The organism is Streptomyces sclerotialus, from assembly GCF_040907265.1.
In the GTDB taxonomy this organism is placed as follows: domain Bacteria; phylum Actinomycetota; class Actinomycetes; order Streptomycetales; family Streptomycetaceae; genus Streptomyces; species Streptomyces sclerotialus.
In genome coordinates this window covers 5,859,705-5,876,664 of record NZ_JBFOHP010000002.1, presented here as the reverse complement: position 1 = coordinate 5,876,664, position 16,960 = coordinate 5,859,705, and the positions used below count along the sequence as shown (strand labels likewise).

The window sequence follows — 16,960 nt, the reverse complement described above, 5'->3', positions numbered from 1 at the left end:
CGCCGGGCGCAAGCACCGAGCCCCGCCGCACTCCGTGTGCGGCGGGGCTCGATGTTTCCGTATCGGTACCCGGTGCGGGCCTAACCCGTTCACGTTCCGGTCAGTCGCCGATCAGCGCGTCGACGAAGGCCTCGGGCTCGAACGGCGCGAGGTCGTCCGCGCCTTCGCCCAGGCCCACCAGCTTCACCGGCACGCCCAGCTCGCGCTGGACGGCGACGATGATGCCGCCCTTGGCCGTGCCGTCCAGCTTGGTCAGCACGACGCCGGTGATGTCCACGACCTCGGCGAAGACCCGGGCCTGGACCAGGCCGTTCTGGCCGGTGGTGGCGTCCAGGACGAGCAGCACCTCGCCGACCGGGCCGTGCTTCTCGACGACCCGCTTGACCTTGCCCAGTTCGTCCATGAGGCCGGTCTTGGTGTGCAGCCGGCCCGCGGTGTCGATGAGGACGACGTCCGCGCCCTCGGAGATACCTTCCTTCACCGCGTCGTAGGCGACCGAGGCGGGGTCGCCGCCCTCGGGGCCGCGCACCGTACGGGCACCGACCCGCTCGCCCCAGGTCTGCAGCTGGTCGGCGGCGGCGGCACGGAAGGTGTCGGCCGCGCCCAGCACGACGGACTTGCCGTCGGCGACCAGGACGCGGGCGAGCTTGCCGGTGGTGGTGGTCTTGCCGGTGCCGTTGACGCCGACGACCATGACGACGCCGGGGATCTCCTGGCCGTTGGCTCCCAGGCCGTTCTCGGTGTTCACGGCACGGTCGGCCTCGGTGCCGATGAGGTGGAGCAGCTCCTCACGGAGCAGGCCGCGCAGTTCCTCAGGGGTCCGCGTACCGAGCACCCGCACGCGCTCGCGCAGCCGCTCGACCAGCTCCTGGGTGGGCTGCACACCGACGTCGGCGGTGAGCAGGGTGTCCTCGATCTCCTCCCAGGTGTCCTCGTCGAGGTGTTCCCGGGAGAGCAGCGTGAGCAGGCCCTTGCCCAGGGAGTTCTGCGAGCGGGAGAGCCGGGCGCGCAGCCGGACGAGCCGGCCGGCGGTCGGCTCCGGCACCTCGACCTCGGGCGCGGCGGGCGCCTCGGGCTCGGCGACGGGCGGTTCCTCGACGAGGGTGGCGCCGGAGTCCGGCAGGCCGACCTCTTCGATGGTGCGACGTTCTTCGTCGCGGGGGGTCTCGGCGTCCTCACCGACCTGCGGTTCCGCAGGGGGCGCGGTGACGGACGGGGTGGTCGGCGGGGGCGGCGGCAGCTGCTTCTTCCTGCGGCTGCTGACGACGAGCCCGCTGATCGCGCCGAGCGCGACCACAGCGATGACTACAGCAAGGATGACGATTTCCATAACTCCCTCAGTATCGGGCACGCACCGCCCCCGGAGCCGCACGCCACCGATTCCGGATGCGCACAGCGAATCCGGATACGCACTATCCAGGACCGAATCTGGATGGTTACTATCCGGATTCACCCCCGCGGACCGCCCGCGGGGTACTGGAAGGAGAATCCGGATGCCGGACATCCTGATTGTGGGCGGCGGCTTCGCCGGGATGTGGGCCGCCACGGGCGCCGCCCGCCTGCTGCGCACCCATGACGCCTCCGCCACGGTCACCCTGCTCAGCCCGGGGCCCGACCTGGTGATCCGCCCCCGGCTGTACGAGGCGGACCCGGCGGCGTACCGGGTCCCGCTGGACCGCGTCCTCGGCCCCGTCGGCGTGCGCCGCATCGAAGCGACGGCGACCGGCATCGACACGGCCCGCCGGCGCGTCACCGCCGAAGGACCCGGGGGCCGCACGGAGCTCCCGTACGAGCGGCTGGTGCTGGCCACCGGCAGCGCGCTGGTCCGCCCGCGCTTCCCCGGCGCCGGGCTGCTGCACGACGTCGACACGATGGACGCCGCCGTCGCCCTGGAGGAGCACCTCAGGGCGCTGCCGGACGCGCCGGAGGGGCCGGGCCGGTTCACGGCGGTCGTGGTCGGCGCCGGGTTCACCGGGGTGGAGATCGCGACGGAGCTGGCGGGCCGGCTGCGGGCGGTCGCCGCGCCGTACGGGCGCGCCGACGAGGTCGAGGTCGTCCTCGTGGAGCGGGACGAGGTCGTCGGGCGCGGGCTCGGCGAGGCCGCGCGGCCGGTGATCGAGAGGGCACTGGACGAGCTGGGCGTGGTACGCCGGCTCGGCGTCACGGTGGCGCGCGTCGACGAGGGGGCCGTCCACCTCTCCGACGGCGCCGCGGTCCCGGCCCGTACGGCCGTCTGGACGGCCGGGGTGCGGGCGAGCGGCCTCACCGCGCAGCTCCCCGCCGCGCGCGACGAGCTGGGGCGGCTGGCGGTGGACGAGTGGCTGCGGGTGCGCGGGGTGCCGGAGGTGTACGCGGCCGGGGACACGGCGGCCGCGCCCGCCGAGGACGGCCACACCGTGACGCAGTCCTGCCAGCACGCGACGCCGCAGGGGAAGTACGCCGGGCACAACGCGGCGGCCGACCTGCTCGGGCTGGAGCGGGCCCCGTTCACCACCGACCCGTACGTCACCTGCCTCGACCTCGGGGGCGCGGGCGCGGTGCTGACCAGCGGCTGGGACCGGGCGCTGCGCGAGGTCCCGGTCGCGTACGCGAAGGCCCGCAAGCGCGCCATCAACGAGAGCTGGATTTATCCGCCGGTGGACGACGCGGAGGAGATCCTGCGCCGGGCCGACTTCCGGGTGGGCCAGCGCCGGCCGATGCCGGAGCCCACCGGCTGACCAGCGGCTCCGTCCTCCGCCTGGACTCTCCGACGAGGAGTGTGACGCGCGTGACTCGTCGGAGGGTCCAACGGGTCTTACGGCAGGAAGTTGGTGCAAAGTACGATGGTGGTCGGCCGCGCAACGCGCGTAGAGTCCTCGTCGGCCACCGCGCCCCGCAGCCAGGCACCACCGCCGCTGCCGACTGCCCCCTGTGGGGGTGCCCTTGCCCCAGCGCACGAGAGACACCTGCACCATGGACACCACGGCCTCCCCCGAGCCCGAAGGAACCGTAGAGACCCGCGGTATCGAGCCCGTCCCCGACCACGAACGGCACGGACACGTCCGCGAACTGTTCTCGACCTACGTCGCCGCCAACATCAGCGTGCTGCTGCTGACCATGGGCGCCGCTCTGGTCGTCTTCAACCACCTGAACTTCTGGCAGGTACTCCTCGTCGCGGTGATCGCCGCGGCCGTCTCCTTCGGCCTCACCGGCCTGCTGTCGGTCTCCGGCAAGTGGGGCGGCGCGCCCGGCCTGATGCTCTCGCGCGCCACCTTCGGCGTCCGCGGCAACTACTTCCCCGGCATGATCCTGTGGGTCGCCCGCTTCGGCTGGGAGACGATCAACGCCGTGACCGGCGCGTTCGCGCTGCTGACGATCCTCGAGCTGCTCTTCGGCATCGAGGCCAACAAGCTCCTCACCGTCGTCACGCTGCTCGTCTTCGTCGCCACGACGTTCCTGGTCAGCGGTATGGGCCGGAAGGTCCTCAACCTCTGCAACAAGTGGTCGACGTACATCTTCGGCGTCTTCAGCGTGATGGTGCTGATCTACCTGATCGCCAAGATGGACTGGCACGAGATCTTCGCGCAGAAGGCCGGCTCGACGGCGATGGTGATCGCCGGCGTCGGCACCATCGCGGCCGGCGGCCTCAGCTGGGTCCCCTCGGGCCCGGACTTCACCCGCTACCTCCCCGGCTCGGCCTCCGGCAAGAAGATCGTCGGCGCCACCGTCTCCGGTGCGGGCCTGGTCATGGTGCCGATGGTGCTGATGGGTGCGGTCATGACGTCCAGGACCCCGGACCTGGCCAAGGCCAGCGACCCGGTCGCGTTCCTCGGCGACATCCTGCCGACCTGGCTGGCCGTCCCGTACCTGCTCACCGCCGTGGTCGGCATGCTGCTGATCAACAGCCTGTCGATGTACTCCGCGGGCTTCACCGCGCAGACCATGGGCGTCAAGCTGCCCCGCCCCCTCGCGGTCAGCATCAACGCCGTCATCAGCCTGGTCGGTGGCGGGTTCATGATGCTGGTCGCGACCAGCTTCATCAGCCAGTTCATCACCTTCCTGACCCTGCTCGGCGTCTCCTTCTCGGCCTGGATCGGCGTGTACGCGATCGACATGGTGCGCCGCGCCCGCCGCACCGTCCGGTACGACGCCGAGGCGCTCATGGACACCTCGCGCGGCAGCCGGTACTGGTACCGGGCGGGCGTCTGCTGGCAGGCGCTGACCGCCTGGACCGTCGCCCTCGCCGTCGGCCTGTGCCTGACCAAGGTCGAATGGTTCACCGGCCCGCTGGCCGGCACCTGGCTCGGCACGCACGGTCTGGGCTGGGCCGTCACGATCGTGATCGCCGCCGTGATCTTCGCGGTGCTGCCCACGCCGCGCGAGAACGTCCCCGCCGAGGGCGGCGCGGCGCCGGAGCCGGTCCCGGCCGGGCGGTAACCGCTCCGGCGGCAGGTGCGCCGGCCCCCTCCACAACTGACACAGCATCAGCCAACGTCCCCTTCGCCGCCTCCCGGCGCAGGGGACGTCCTCATGCCCGTCGCGGTCCCGCGCTTCGACCTGGCCGCCCCGGCGCCCACGCCCGAGGGCCTGGCGGCGCGCTACCAGGCGGCCGTCGCCATGGCCCGGTACGCCGACGACATGGGCCTCACGACGGTGCAGACCGAGGAGCACCACGCCACCGGCAACGGCTGGATGCCCTCGCCGCTCACCTTCGCCGGTGCCGTGCTCGGCGCCACCCGGCGGATCACCGTCACCGTCTCCGCGCTGATCACCCCGCTGCACGACCCGCCGCGGCCGGCCGAGGACCTCGTCGTGCCGGACCTGCTCGGCGGCGGCCGGCTGGTCACCGTCGCGGGCCCGGGCTGCCGGCCCGAGGAGTACGCGGCGCACGGCAAGGACCGGGAGCGGCGCGGCGCGCTCCAGGACGAGGTGCCGGAGACGCTGCTGCGGGCCTGGACCGGCGAACCGTTCACGTACCGGGGGCGCACGGTCCGCGTCACGCCCCCCGCCCGGCCACCCGGCCGCACCCGCTCCCCCTGGTGGGCGGCGCCTCCCGGCCGGCGGCGCGCCGTGCGGCCCGGCTCGGCCTGCCGTTCCTCCCCAGCGCCCACCTGCCGGAGCTCACCGCGTACTACCACCGGCGGTGCGCCGAGCACGGCCACGAGGGCCGGGTCATGCAGCCGCCGGCGGCCACGGCGCTGCTGCACGTCGCGGAGGACCCGGACCGGGCCTGGGAGCGTTACGGGGAGCACTTCCTGTGCGAGGCGCGCACGTACGCGGGCCGGCGGGCGGGGGCCGGCCCGCACTCGGCGGTGCGCTCGCAGGCCACGGACGTGGCGGCGCTGCGCCGGGAGGGCGGGTACCGGGTGCTGACGCCCGAGGAGTGCGTGGCGTACGCGGGAAAGGCGGAAGCGTCGGACTCGCTGATCCTGCACCCGTTGTGCGGCGGGATGCCGGTGGGTGAGGGGTGGCGGTCGCTGCGCCCCTTCGCGGAGCGGGTGCTGCCGCGGCCGGCGGAGTGAGCCTGCCGTCCGGGCGGCGGCTCCGGCCGGCGCCGAAGGATGTCCGGTGGCGGCCGGCTCCGGACATGCGGCTGCCCCGGCTCCATCGGGGAGCCGGGGCAGATCCGTGGCGAGGAGAAAGGCTGGCGGGGGGTTAGCCCATCTCCTCCAACGCCTTGCCCTTCGTCTCCTTCACGAACTTGAGCACGAAGGGGATGGAGAGCAGGGCGAAGATCATGTAGATCACGTACGTGCCGGAGAGGTTCCACTCCGACAGGCTCGGGAAGGTCGCCGTGATCGCCCAGTTGGCGATCCACTGGGCCGAGGCGGCGACACCGAGGGCCGCGGCACGGATCTTGTTCGGGAACATCTCGCCGAGGAAGACCCAGACCACCACGCCCCAGGACAGGGCGAAGAAGAGCACGAAGCCGTGCGCCGCGATCAGCGCCACCACGCCCTGGGCGTGCGGCAGCGTGCCGCCCGCGGTCTTCGCGGAGAAGGCCCAGGCCTCCAGCGCGAGGGCGATCGCCATGCCGGCGGAGCCGACCAGCGCCAGCGGGCGGCGTCCGACCTTGTCGACGAAGATCATCGCGATCACGGTGCCGATGATGTTGATGATCGAGGTGGTGAAGCTGTAGAAGAACGAGCTGCTCGGGTCGATACCGACGGACTGCCACAGCGTCGAGGAGTAGTAGAACGCGACGTTGATGCCGACCAGCTGCTGGAAGACCGACAGGCCGATGCCGACCCAGACGATGGGCAGGAAGCCCGCCTTGCTGCCGAGCAGGTCCTTGAAGCTGGACTTGTGCTCGCGGCGCATCGCCTGCTCGATCTCGTTCACCCGCAGGTCCAGGTCCACACCGTGGCCCTCGACCTCACCGAGCACCTCCTTGGCCTTGTCGTGGCGGCCGACGCTGATCAGGAAGCGCGGCGACTCGGGGATGGCGAAGGAGAGCAGGCCGTAGAGCACGGCCGGGACGACCATGACGCCGAGCATCCACTGCCAGGCCTCCAGGCCGGCGATCACGCCGCGCTGGTCGCCGTCGGCGAGGTTCAGGATCCCCCAGTTGACCAGCTGGGAGACGGCGATGCCGATGACGATCGCGCCCTGCTGGAAGGAGCCGAGCCGGCCCCGGTACGCGGGCGGCGCGACCTCGGCGATGTAGGCCGGGCCGATGACCGAGGCCATGCCGATGCCGAAGCCGCCGACGATGCGCCAGATGGCCAGGTCCCAGATCGCGAACGGCAGCGCGGAGCCGACGGCGCTGACCGTGAACAGGACGGCCGCGATCTGCATGACGCGGATACGGCCGATGCGGTCGGCGATCCGGCCCGCGGTGGCGGCACCGATGGCGCAGCCGATCAGGGCGATCGCGATCACCTGGGCGAGGCCGGCCGAGCCGACGTCGTACCGGTGGCGGATGGCCTCGACAGCGCCGTTGATCACGGAGCTGTCGTAACCGAACAGGAAGCCGCCCATCGCGGCAGCCGCGGTGATGAAGATGACATGGCCGAGGTGGTCCGGCTGGGCCTTGCGGCCTTCCGTTCCCGCCGGCTGCGCGGTGCTGGTCAACGTGTACTCCAGTGGCCCGGCTGCGCTGCCGGGCGTAGGGGGCTGGCCCTTCCAGTGGCGCATACGAACGCGGCACCCACCACTTGAAGGTAAAAGCAACGTTGCAGAGACTATGCCTTCAAGTTTCTAAGTCAATAGGGGGGACTGAAGTGATCTGAGCCGTCACTTTCCGCAGTTGTGTTCAGGTTATGAACAACACAGATCGCGCCTTGATCATCTTTACGGGCCGTCTCAGTGCAGTCGCTGGCTGATGACCTTGGATACCCCGTCACCCTGCATCGACACGCCGTACAGCGCGTCGGCGACCTCCATCGTCCGCTTCTGGTGCGTGATCACGATCAGCTGGGAGCTCTCCTGGAGCTCCTCCATGATCCGGATCAGCCGCTGCAGATTGGTGTCGTCCAGCGCCGCCTCGACCTCGTCCATCACGTAGAACGGGCTCGGCCGCGCCTTGAAGATCGAGACCAGCAGGGCCACCGCGGTCAGCGACCGCTCACCGCCGGAGAGCAGCGACAGCCGCTTCACCTTCTTGCCCGGCGGCCGCGCCTCCACGTCCACGCCGGTCGTCAGCATGTTGTCCGGGTCGGTCAGCACGAGGCGCCCCTCGCCGCCCGGGAAGAGCCGCGCGAAGACGCCCTCGAACTCCCGCGCGGTGTCCCAGTACGCCTCCGTGAAAACCTGCTCGACGCGCTCGTCGACCTCCTTGACGACCTGGAGCAGATCGGCGCGGGTCTTCTTCAAGTCTTCAAGCTGCTCGCTGAGGAACTTGTGGCGCTCCTCCAGCGCAGCGAACTCCTCGAGCGCCAGCGGGTTCACCTTCCCGAGCTGCTGATACGCCCGCTCGGCGGCCTTGAGCCGCTTCTCCTGCTCGGCCCGGACGAACGGCACCGGCTGGTTGCGCGGGTGCTCCGGGTCGGCCGGCAGCTCCTCGCCCTCGGCGGGCGGCGACGGCGGCACCAGCTGGTCCGGGCCGTACTCGGCGACCAGCCCGGCGGGCTCCACGCCCAGCTCCTCCAGCGCCTTGGTCTCCAGCTGCTCGATCTTCATCCGCTTCTCGGCACCCAGCACCTCACCCCGGTGCACCGAGTCCGTCAGCTTGTCCAGCGCGTCCTTCAGCTCGCGGCCCCGGTCCCGCTCGGCGGCCAGCGCCTGCTCCCGCTCCGCCTTCGCCTGCTCCGCCGAGGTGCGCTCCTCCTCGGCCCGTACGAGCGAGACCTCGATGTGCGCGAGCAGCTGCCGCGCGCCCTCCGCGACCGCCGACGCGACCCGCGCCTCGTGACGTAGCCGGGCGCGCCGCTGTTCGGCCCGCGCCCGCGCCTCCCGCTCGGCGCGCGCCGCCCGGTCCAGCCCGTCCGCTCGCCCCGCGAGGCCCTTCACCCGCTCCTCGTGCGTACGGACCTGGAGGCGCGCCTCCATCTCGGTCTGCCGCGCGTTGGCCCCGTCGGCGGCCAGCCGGTCCCGTACGGACGTGTCCGGCTCCTCCTCGCCGGGGTCCTCCTCGGCAACGGCCAGCCGCTCCGCCAGCTCCTCGGCCTCCTGGGTCGCACGGGCCAGCGCCTCCTCGGCCTTGGCGACCGCGGCCGCCGACCGCTCCGCCTCGCCCACGGCGCCCCTGGCCTGTCCGCCGAGCCGCCCCAGCGCCTGCGCGACCTGCGACTTCTCCCGGTCGGCCGCCCGGCGCCGCTCCCCCAGCTCCTCGACCGCCGCGGCCCGCTCGGCCCTGCGCTCGGTGGCCAGCCGCTGTGCGGCGGCCAGCTCCTCGCAGCGCGCGGCCAGCTGCTCCAGCTCCGCCGCCGCCTCGTCGACGGAGGCCTGCACCTCCAGCAGGCTCGGCGCGCCGGCCGAACCGCCCTGCGCGAAGTGCGCCCCGAGCAGGTCGCCCTCGGCGGTCACGGCGGTCACCCCCGGCCGCGCGGCGACCAGGTCCTCGGCGTCCTCCAGCGTGCTCACCACGACCACGTCACGCAGCAGCCGCCGCACGGCCGGCAGCAACTCCGCGGGCCCGTCGACCAGTTCGGCGGCAGCGGGCGGACCACCGGGCGTACGGGCGGCAGGCACGGAGCCGAACGACGCCCCACTGGCGGCGTCTTCGTCGGGTACGGCAGGTACGGGGGCGGTACGCGCACCCGGGATGGCGGGGGCCTCGGCGGCGGACGAGCCACCGGCGAACGGGGCGTCGTCGCCCGGCGCCTCGGGGCGGGCGGCACCTGCCGGGGCGTCAGCACCTGTCGCGCCGGGGGCGGCTGGCGTGCCGTCACCTGGGCGCGGGACGCCTGGTGTTGCGGGCGCGCCGGCGGGGCGGTCGGCGCCCGTCGCCGCACCCGCCCCCGCCGTGGTGCCCTGCGACGCCGCGGTCTCCTGCGATGCCGGCCCGGCGAGGGAACGTTCCCCCGCCGGGCCGGTCAGGGAGTGTTCCGCCGGTGCCGCGGGAAGCATGACCGCGCGGCCCGCGTCCTGCTTGCGGAGCAGGCGGATGGCCTCCGCCGCGGTCGCGGGGTCGGCCACGGCGACCGCGTCGGCCGCCGCACCCAGCGCCGCCGCGACCGGTACCTCGTACCCCGGCTGTACGGTCAGCAGCTCGGCGGCCGGACCGAGCAGCCCGCCCAGCCGGTCGGCGGCGGCCAGCAGCGCGCCCGTACCGTCCTTGCGCCGCAGCCCCAGCGCCAGCGCGTCGTGCCGGGCGGAGGTCGCGGCGCGCTTGCGCTCCGCCGCGGTCAGCGCCTCACGGGCCGCGTTCAGGGCGCGCTCGGCGTCGGCCAGCTCCTCCTTCGCCCGCTCGTGCTGCTCCGCCAGCTCCTCGTCGCCCGCGTCCAGACCGTCGACCTCGGCCTTGAGCTGCTCGTACTCCTGCTGGGCCGCCTCCGCGCGCTGCTGCGCCGCGTCCTTGGACTCGGTGAGCCGGTCGATCTCCGCCTGGGCCGAAGCGGCCCGGCCACGCGCCGCGGTGACCTGACCGTGCAGCCGGGCCAGCCCCTCGCGCCGGTCGGCGATGGCCCGCGCGGCATCCCTTATCCGGCGCTCCTCGTCCTGCAGCTGCCGCTCCAGACCCGCACGGTGCTCGACCATGTCGTCCAGCGCCCGGGTCGCCGCCTCCAGCGCGGCCTCCAGCTCCGCCTCCTGCTCACGGATACGGGCCGCCTCGCGCTCCATCTCCTCGGGGTCGCGGCCGCGGCGCTCCTCGGGGGGCGCGGCCTGCGCGCTCTTCACCCGCGCTTCGGCCAGCGAGACCGTGCCACGTACCCGCTCCGCCAGCTGCGACAGCTCGTACCAGGTCTGCTGGGCGCGCTGGAGCCGCGGCGCGAGCGTCCGCACCTCTTCCTCCAGGGCCGCCTCGCGCCGCAGCGCCTCCTTCAGCTCGGCCTCGGTGGCTTCGCGGCGCTTCTTGAGCGCGGCCTCGTCGGCGATCTCCGTACGGAGCGCCTCGCGCAGCGTGACGAGGTCGTCGGCGAGCAGCCGGAGCCGGGCGTCCCGCAGGTCGGCCTGGATGACGGCGGCACGGCGGGCCACGGCCGCCTGCCGCCCGAGCGGCTTCAGCTGCCGCCGCAGCTCGTCCGTCAGATCCTGGACGCGGGCGAGGTTGGCCTGCATCGCGTCCAGCTTGCGCAGCGCCTTCTCCTTGCGCTTGCGGTGCTTCAGGACGCCGGCGGCCTCCTCGATGAAGGCGCGGCGGCCCATCGGGTCGGCGTGCAGCACCCCGTCGAGCTGGCCCTGCCCGACGATGACGTGCATCTCGCGGCCGATGCCGGAGTCCGACAGCAGCTCCTGGATGTCCAGCAGCCGGCAGGTGTCACCGTTGAGCTGGTACTCGCTGCCGCCGTTACGGAACATGATCCGCGTGATGGTGACCTCGGCGTACTCGATGGGCAGCGCGCCGTCGGCGTTGTCGATCGTGAGCGAGACCTCGGCGCGGCCCAGCGGCGGACGGCCGGTGGTGCCGGCGAAGATGACGTCCTCCATCTTGCCGCCGCGCAGCGACTTCGCGCCCTGCTCGCCCATGACCCAGGAGAGGGCGTCGACCACGTTGGACTTGCCCGAGCCGTTGGGGCCCACGACGCAGGTGATGCCGGGCTCGAAGCGCAGGGTGGTGGCGGACGCGAAGGACTTGAATCCTCGCAGGGTCAGGCTCTTGAGGTGCACGCCGTTGGACTCTACCTTTCGCGCGCCCGCAGCCCTGGCCGTCCCGGCCACCCCTGGCGCGCCGCCCCTCTTGTCCGGCGTTCCTGACCGTCCCGGCCGTCCCGGCCGCCCCTTGCGCGCCGTGGCCGACGCGCCCCTTCCGCCGGCGTCCGGTGGCCGGTCAGCGCGGGGCGCCCTCCTCCGCGCCCGGCCCGTTTCGGTTTCGCCGCGGAACGTGCAGGGCACACCATGCGGTAAGAGTTCGCCAGGAAGCGGAGGCGAGAACGACGAAGGGACGCCGAAGCGTCCCTTGAATCTTCAGAGAGCGGTGCCTCAAGTGGCTGTCGTCTCAGCCCGACCGGCCCTTGGGGCAATGGTCAGGTGAGCGCCGGCTCCGCCTGGGATACGTCGATGCTGTCGAGCAGCGAGTCGCCGTGACGTGCGGCAGCGGACAGCGCGTCGTTCTCGGCCTGAATCCTGATGATCTCGGATTCGAGGTCCTGGACGCGCTGCTGAAGCCGTCGCATCTCGGCGAGGACTCGGGGGTCGGAGCCGCCGACGTAACCGAGAAGCGCCTTTGCCATGATGGATGGTCCTCCACACTGAGTGACCGACCGAAGCGGTGGTGGGTCGTGAGGGAATCGCACCCGCGGTGTCTGTCATTCTTCGGTGTACGCAATGCCAAACAGCTAAGGTGCGCGGGGATTCCAGAGTCTCACCAAATGGTTTGACGGTCAACACGATCACGCCCCGTATCCGCGGGCTCGTGAGCGCGCACGACGGCAGAAGGCTCGCGTCGGCGCTCCGGAAACGGCCCCGGGGGCGTGGAGATCATCCTTACTCCGGCAGCCTTCCACGCAACGGCGGAATTGGCAACCACCAGGTGATTTCTGCCTCCCGCAGGTGCCGGCGGCATGTCATGACGCGGGTCGCGGACGGCCCGGCAGGCCGGTCGGCACCCCTTCGTCAGCGGATCGCGAAGTCGCCGTACCCGCCTCGCGGCGTGTCCCAAATCTCACTCACACCGTCCACCCGGCCGGGCGTGTCCCCGGTACGCAGCCACTCCAGCAACTCCTCGCACCGCTCCCGGGGCCCTTCGGCCACCACCTGGACGCGCCCGTCCTCCCGGTTTATGGCGAAGCCCACGAGGCCCCCGATGCGCAGCGCGTTGGCCCGGGTGAACCATCGGAAGCCGACACCTTGCACGCGGCCACGCACCCAGGCCGTCATGCGGACATCTTCGTTCATGCGTGCACGTTAACCGGCCAATTGCTCGCTGAGCACTTCGCCCCATCACCCCGTGCCGTACAGTCACGCGACATCAGTGGTCACTCGTACGGGTGATTCAGATGTGGCGTTCGTGGACGGGAGTCCATGACGGTCGTGGACGGAAGGAAGTCACCGGATGGGCCGCCATCGACGCACCGCTCCCGTGCCGCCCGGAGCACCGGCCGCCGACACCCCCACAGGCCGCCACCGCGGCCCCCACCCCTCGGTCCCCGCGCACCTCACCGGCCCCCTGCCCACCGAGGCCCCCTTCCGCACCGGCGACACCTCCCGCACCGACCGCACCGCGGCCCGGGTCGGCTCGGCCCCCCGCCGGCTCCGCTTCCGCCGGCCCGGCGCGCGCCGGCTCGGCCCCCGTCGGCCCGGCGCGCCACGGTGCGCCCTCCCGCCGCCCCGGCGGCTTCCTCCGGACCACGCCCGTGCGTACCGGCCTGCTCGGTGTGTCGGCGGCGCTGGCGATGGGGGCCGTGGCCGTCTCGGCGGGGCTCCTGCCGGGCGGCGGCACGTACGAGCCGGGGCGCGCGGACGGACCGGGCGGGCAGATCCGTACCGGCGCGCTGCCGGACGTGACCACCACCGAGGGCGCACGCTCCGCGCTCCCCGCCGACCGCGGCACTCCCCCGGCCGACCGCGGCGCCGGCCGGCCGCCGGCACCCGAGGCGCGCCCCTCCTCGGACGCCTCGGCCGGCGAGCGGGACGGCGCCTCCGGCGACGGCGCGTCCGAGGCCGGTACGTCCGGCGACGGGTCCGCCGACGCCCCCGGCCGCGGCTCGTCCCCCGGCTCCGGCGGCTCCTCCCCCGCCGCCGGCGGCGGGTCCTCCCCCACCCCGGCCGACACCCGCGCCGCGGACGCCTCGCCCGCCGCCCGCGTCCTCACCCTGGTCAACGAAGAACGCGACAAGGCGGGCTGCGCCCCGGTCACCGCCGACACCGGCCTCGCCGACCTGGCGCAGACGTTCAGCGAGGACATGGCCCGCCGCGGCTTCTTCGCCCACACCGACCCGGACGGCGCCACCCCCTGGGACCGCGCGAAGACCGCCGGCATCACCGACCTCGGCGGCGAGAACATAGCCCGCGGCCAGGCCACCCCCGAGGCCGTCATGGACTCCTGGATGAACAGCCCCGGCCACCGCGCCAACATCCTCAACTGCGACTACCGCACCCTCGGCGTAGGCACCCACCAGGCCCCGGGCGGCCCGTGGTGGACCCAGGACTTCGGCTTCTGATCTCCCCGCCACCCGTCCGTCACCCACGCTCCCACGCGCCCCGGTTGCGCCCTGCCGCCCTGTGCGCAACGGCGTTCACTCTCCGAGGCATGGGGGGAACCGCAGGTGACAGCCGCAGGATCTGCCGGCATTGCCGCAGACCGGACGCAAGCGTGCGGAAACGCGAACTCGTCGGGCGTCGCGGCCTGCTCTGCGACACCTGCATGAACTGGCCGGCCAACGTTCTCGCCACGCTGGACGGGGCCACGGCCCCCGCCCCGGCGGGGGCGGAGCAGCTCCCGCCGGAGTGCGACTGCGGTGCCGTGCTCGTGCCCGTCCGCACGGACTACGGCCGTTGGGTGTATCTGACCAGGGAGGATCACCCGGCGGAGCCGGTGCGTGGCGAGTACTGGCGGGTGGTGCCGCACCCGGTGCACCATCAGGTGGCGGTGCGTGTCTTCGAGCCGCGTCCCGGGGAGCCCCTGCGCACCAGGCACGAAAGCGTGTGCCCCGCTGCCGCACCCGGACCGGCCGGCTAGCGCCCTACCGACGCCGCGGCACCCGCTGGCACTTCGGGCAGTAGTAGCTCGAGCGGTTCATCCAGGGGCGGCGGCGGATGGGGGTGGTGCAGCGGCGGCAGGGTTCGTCCTCGCGGCCGTAGGCGTCCAGGGAGCGTTCGAAGTAGCCGGATTCGCCGTTGACGTTGACGTAGAGGCTGTCGAAGCTCGTGCCGCCGACGGCGAGGGCCGCGGTCATCACGTCGCGTACGTGCCCGAGGAGTTCGGTGGTACGGGGGCGGGTGAGGGTGGCGGTGGGGCGGTCGTAGTGGAGCCGGCTGCGCCACAGGGCCTCGTCGGCGTAGATGTTGCCGACGCCGCTGATCAGGGACTGGTCCAGGAGCGCGCGCTTGATCGTCGTACGGCGGCGGCGCAGCGCGTCGTGGAACGCGGCGTCGTCGAAGGCCTCGTCGAGCGGGTCGCGGGCGATGTGGGCGATCACGTCGGGGAGGCCGTCGGGATCGCCGGGGACGGTGGGGTGGAGCGAGAGTCCGCCGAAGGTGCGCTGGTCGACGAAGCGGAGTTCGGTGCCGACGGTGTCCTGGGGGAGGTCGGCGGACGGTGCGACGCCGGGGGCTGCGGCCGTGTCGTCCGGGACGTGCACCGCGTCCGTGAAGCGGATGCGGATGCGGAGGTGCTTCTCGTCGGGGGCGTCCTGGGGCTGGACCAGGAGCTGGCCGCTCATGCCGAGGTGGGCGAGGACCGAGAGGTCGCCCGCGAGCGGGAGCCAGAGGTACTTGCCCCGGCGGCGGGCCTCGCCGACGCGGTGGCCGGCCAGCCGGGCGGCGAAGTCCGCGCCGCCCGCGACGTGCCGGCGCACCGCCCGGGGGTGCAGGACGTCCACGGTGTCGATGGTCCGGCCGCTGACCCAGCGCTCCAGTCCGCGCCGTACGACCTCGACCTCGGGCAGTTCGGGCAAGGGATCTCCTCGGGGACGTGTGCCGTGGGGGCGCTGGGGCGAACGGGTGCCGAGTGCCTGGTACGGGGAAAAGGAAACCCCGCCCGTCCTGTCCCCGTGGAGGGGTGGTCGGGCGGGGACCGCGCGCAGGGCGCGCGGCGCGAACTCAGTTCGCGGGGCCGCCGGTGGCGGCTTCCGTGGCGGCCTGGGCCGCCGCGTCCGCCGCGGCGCGGATCTCCCGCCAGGCGGACTCCGCCGCCTGCTGCTCGGCTTCCTTCTTGCTGCGGCCGGTGCCGGTGCCGTACGAGACACCACCGACGCGGGCAGCAGCAGTGAAGGTCTTCTCGTGGTCCGGCCCGGTCTCGGTGACCAGGTATTCGGGAACCCCGAGTCCTTCGGTTGCGGTCAGCTCCTGGAGGCTGGTCTTCCAGTCCAGGCCGGCGCCCAGGCTGGAGGACTTCTCGATCAGCGGGTCGAACAGGCGGTGCACCAGTTCGGAGGCCGCGTCGAGGCCCTGGTCCAGGTAGACCGCGCCGATGACGGCTTCGAGTGTGTCGGCGAGGATGGAGGCCTTGTCCCGGCCGCCCGTGCCTTCCTCACCCCGGCCGAGCCGGATGAAGGCACCGAGGTCGAGGCCGCGGCCCACCTCGGCGAGCGCACGCGAGTTGACCACCGCGGCCCGCAGCTTGGCCAGCTGGCCTTCGGGCAGGTCGGGGTGGGTGCGGTACAGCGTGTCGGTGACCACCAGGCCCAGGACGGAGTCCCCGAGGAACTCCAGGCGCTCGTTGGTGGGCAGACCGCCGTTCTCGTATGCGTAACTGCGGTGCGTCAGCGCACGCACCAGAAGGGCGGACTCGAGCTTGTACCCGAGCCGCCCTTCCAGAAGCGTGTGGGACGAGGCCGTGTCCGCAGACGGAGTCTTCGAGGAGTTCTTCGACGAATCAGCGTCTGACATAGAGCCCGTCACCAGCCGCTCAGACCTCGAGGACCTGGCGCTTGTTGTAGGTGCCGCAAGCGGGGCACGCGATGTGCTGCTGCTTCGGCTCGTGGCAGCGCTCGCACGCCACCAGGGTGGGGACCGCAGCCTTCCACTGCGACCGGCGGTGGCGCGTGTTGCTGCGCGACATCTTCCGCTTCGGAACAGCCACGGCTACTTCTCCTGCTTCTCGTCGACGCCCGCATCGGCGCCGCCCATGTTGTCCTTCTCGCCGTCCTGGATGGATTCGGCGAGTCCCTGCAGTGCCGCCCAACGGATGTCGACGGCGTCGTGGTGGTGGTCCGGGTCGTCCGCGAGCCGGGCTCCGCACTGGGAGCACAGGCCCGGACAGTCGTCCTGGCACACCGGCTGCATCGGCAGTGCGAGCACCACCGCATCGCGCAGCACGGGTTCGAGGTCGAACAGGTCGTCCTCGAGGAAGAGGGTGTCCTCCTCGTCCTCGGCGTCGTCGTCCTGGTCCGCTTCACGGACCCGGGCGTCGGCGTCGGGGTAGGAGAACATCTCCTGGAAGTCCGCTTCGAGCTCACGCCCGAGCGGCTCCAGACACCTTACGCACTCCCCCGTCACGGATGCACGGGCGGTGCCTGTGACAAGCACCCCGTCCATGACCGACTCCAGGCGGAGGTCGAGCTCGATCGGTGCGCCCTCGGGCACGCCGATGACCTCGTTGCCGAGGTCCGCCGGGGCCTCGACGGAGCGGGAGACCTTCTTCATCGCACCGGGACGCCGGCCCAGCTCGCGTGTGTCGAACACGAGAGGGGAGCGGTGGTCGAGGCGGGCGTTGATGGCTTCCTGCTTTCTACGGCGGTTCGGGCCGCCCACGCCGCACGGGGCGGTCGTCGGGCAG

The 16,960-nt window shown here is 72.8% G+C and carries 13 protein-coding genes and 1 pseudogene; 5 read left to right on the top strand and 9 right to left on the bottom strand.

Annotated features, from left to right (window positions below; all coding sequences use genetic code 11):
- Nucleotides 1–100: 100 nt before the first annotated feature.
- Nucleotides 101–1,330 (bottom strand): signal recognition particle-docking protein FtsY, encoded by a 1,230-nt coding sequence (ftsY, locus tag AAC944_RS26110; RefSeq protein WP_030623636.1) that lies wholly within the window; start codon nucleotides 1,328–1,330, stop codon nucleotides 101–103.
- Between the two features lie 163 nt (nucleotides 1,331–1,493).
- On the opposite strand from ftsY, the gene AAC944_RS26105 reads away from it, so the two are divergent.
- From AAC944_RS26105 to AAC944_RS26095, 3 genes and pseudogenes are all read left to right on the top strand, one after another.
- The gene (locus tag AAC944_RS26105; protein ID WP_030623639.1) at nucleotides 1,494–2,717 is read left to right on the top strand and encodes an NAD(P)/FAD-dependent oxidoreductase; all 1,224 of its coding nucleotides are present in this window, start codon (nucleotides 1,494–1,496) and stop codon (nucleotides 2,715–2,717) included.
- 235 nt (nucleotides 2,718–2,952) lie between these two features.
- On the top strand, nucleotides 2,953–4,416 hold the full coding sequence (locus AAC944_RS26100) for a purine-cytosine permease family protein (RefSeq protein ID WP_030623642.1): 1,464 nt from the start codon (nucleotides 2,953–2,955) through the stop codon (nucleotides 4,414–4,416).
- A gap of 93 nt (nucleotides 4,417–4,509) precedes the next feature.
- A pseudogene (locus AAC944_RS26095) lies at nucleotides 4,510–5,501 on the top strand (LLM class flavin-dependent oxidoreductase).
- A 133-nt stretch (nucleotides 5,502–5,634) separates the two neighbouring features.
- On the opposite strand, the gene AAC944_RS26090 reads toward AAC944_RS26095, so the two are convergent.
- The 4 genes from AAC944_RS26090 to AAC944_RS26075 form a co-directional block, all read right to left on the bottom strand.
- Complete coding sequence (locus AAC944_RS26090; protein WP_030623645.1) at nucleotides 5,635–7,053, bottom strand: sugar porter family MFS transporter; 1,419 nt, start codon at nucleotides 7,051–7,053, stop codon at nucleotides 5,635–5,637.
- A 231-nt stretch (nucleotides 7,054–7,284) separates the two neighbouring features.
- Nucleotides 7,285–11,190 (bottom strand): AAA family ATPase, encoded by a 3,906-nt coding sequence (locus AAC944_RS26085; protein WP_030623648.1) that lies wholly within the window; start codon nucleotides 11,188–11,190, stop codon nucleotides 7,285–7,287.
- 356 nt (nucleotides 11,191–11,546) lie between these two features.
- Nucleotides 11,547–11,753, bottom strand: coding sequence for a hypothetical protein (locus AAC944_RS26080; RefSeq protein WP_030623651.1), 207 nt, complete (start codon nucleotides 11,751–11,753; stop codon nucleotides 11,547–11,549).
- A gap of 382 nt (nucleotides 11,754–12,135) precedes the next feature.
- A complete protein-coding gene (locus tag AAC944_RS26075) occupies nucleotides 12,136–12,417 on the bottom strand; it encodes an acylphosphatase (protein ID WP_030623660.1) in 282 nt (93 codons plus the stop codon).
- A gap of 458 nt (nucleotides 12,418–12,875) precedes the next feature.
- Between AAC944_RS26075 and AAC944_RS26070 the strand changes: the two genes are divergently transcribed.
- The gene (locus AAC944_RS26070) at nucleotides 12,876–13,682 is read left to right on the top strand and encodes a CAP domain-containing protein (protein ID WP_368396453.1); all 807 of its coding nucleotides are present in this window, start codon (nucleotides 12,876–12,878) and stop codon (nucleotides 13,680–13,682) included.
- A gap of 152 nt (nucleotides 13,683–13,834) precedes the next feature.
- Complete coding sequence (locus AAC944_RS26065) at nucleotides 13,835–14,200, top strand: hypothetical protein (RefSeq protein WP_051872382.1); 366 nt, start codon at nucleotides 13,835–13,837, stop codon at nucleotides 14,198–14,200.
- Nucleotides 14,201–14,204: 4 nt separating this feature from the next.
- Here the strand turns inward: AAC944_RS26065 and mutM are convergent, their stop codons facing one another.
- From mutM to AAC944_RS26045, 4 genes are all read right to left on the bottom strand, one after another.
- A complete protein-coding gene (gene mutM / locus AAC944_RS26060; protein ID WP_030623667.1) occupies nucleotides 14,205–15,137 on the bottom strand; it encodes a bifunctional DNA-formamidopyrimidine glycosylase/DNA-(apurinic or apyrimidinic site) lyase in 933 nt (310 codons plus the stop codon).
- Nucleotides 15,138–15,282: 145 nt separating this feature from the next.
- Nucleotides 15,283–16,071: a ribonuclease III gene (gene rnc / locus AAC944_RS26055; RefSeq protein WP_030623670.1), complete on the bottom strand. Its 789-nt coding sequence runs from the start codon at nucleotides 16,069–16,071 to the stop codon at nucleotides 15,283–15,285.
- A gap of 19 nt (nucleotides 16,072–16,090) precedes the next feature.
- Entirely contained in the window at nucleotides 16,091–16,264 is a 174-nt protein-coding gene (gene rpmF / locus AAC944_RS26050) for a 50S ribosomal protein L32 (RefSeq protein ID WP_028802425.1), read from the bottom strand.
- A gap of 2 nt (nucleotides 16,265–16,266) precedes the next feature.
- Nucleotides 16,267–16,866, bottom strand: coding sequence for a YceD family protein (locus tag AAC944_RS26045; RefSeq protein WP_368396452.1), 600 nt, complete (start codon nucleotides 16,864–16,866; stop codon nucleotides 16,267–16,269).
- Nucleotides 16,867–16,960 lie beyond the last annotated feature (94 nt).

Excerpts from the sequence above, each read along its gene's own strand:
- ftsY (WP_030623636.1), bottom strand. The coding sequence starts at position 1,330 with ATGGAAATCGTCATCCTTGCTGTAGTCATCGCTGTGGTCGCGCTCGGC.
- AAC944_RS26105 (WP_030623639.1), top strand. The coding sequence starts at position 1,494 with ATGCCGGACATCCTGATTGTGGGCGGCGGCTTCGCCGGGATGTGGGCC.
- AAC944_RS26100 (WP_030623642.1), top strand. The coding sequence starts at position 2,953 with ATGGACACCACGGCCTCCCCCGAGCCCGAAGGAACCGTAGAGACCCGC.
- AAC944_RS26080 (WP_030623651.1), bottom strand. The coding sequence starts at position 11,753 with ATGGCAAAGGCGCTTCTCGGTTACGTCGGCGGCTCCGACCCCCGAGTC.
- AAC944_RS26075 (WP_030623660.1), bottom strand. The coding sequence starts at position 12,417 with ATGAACGAAGATGTCCGCATGACGGCCTGGGTGCGTGGCCGCGTGCAA.
- rnc (WP_030623670.1), bottom strand. The coding sequence starts at position 16,071 with ATGTCAGACGCTGATTCGTCGAAGAACTCCTCGAAGACTCCGTCTGCG.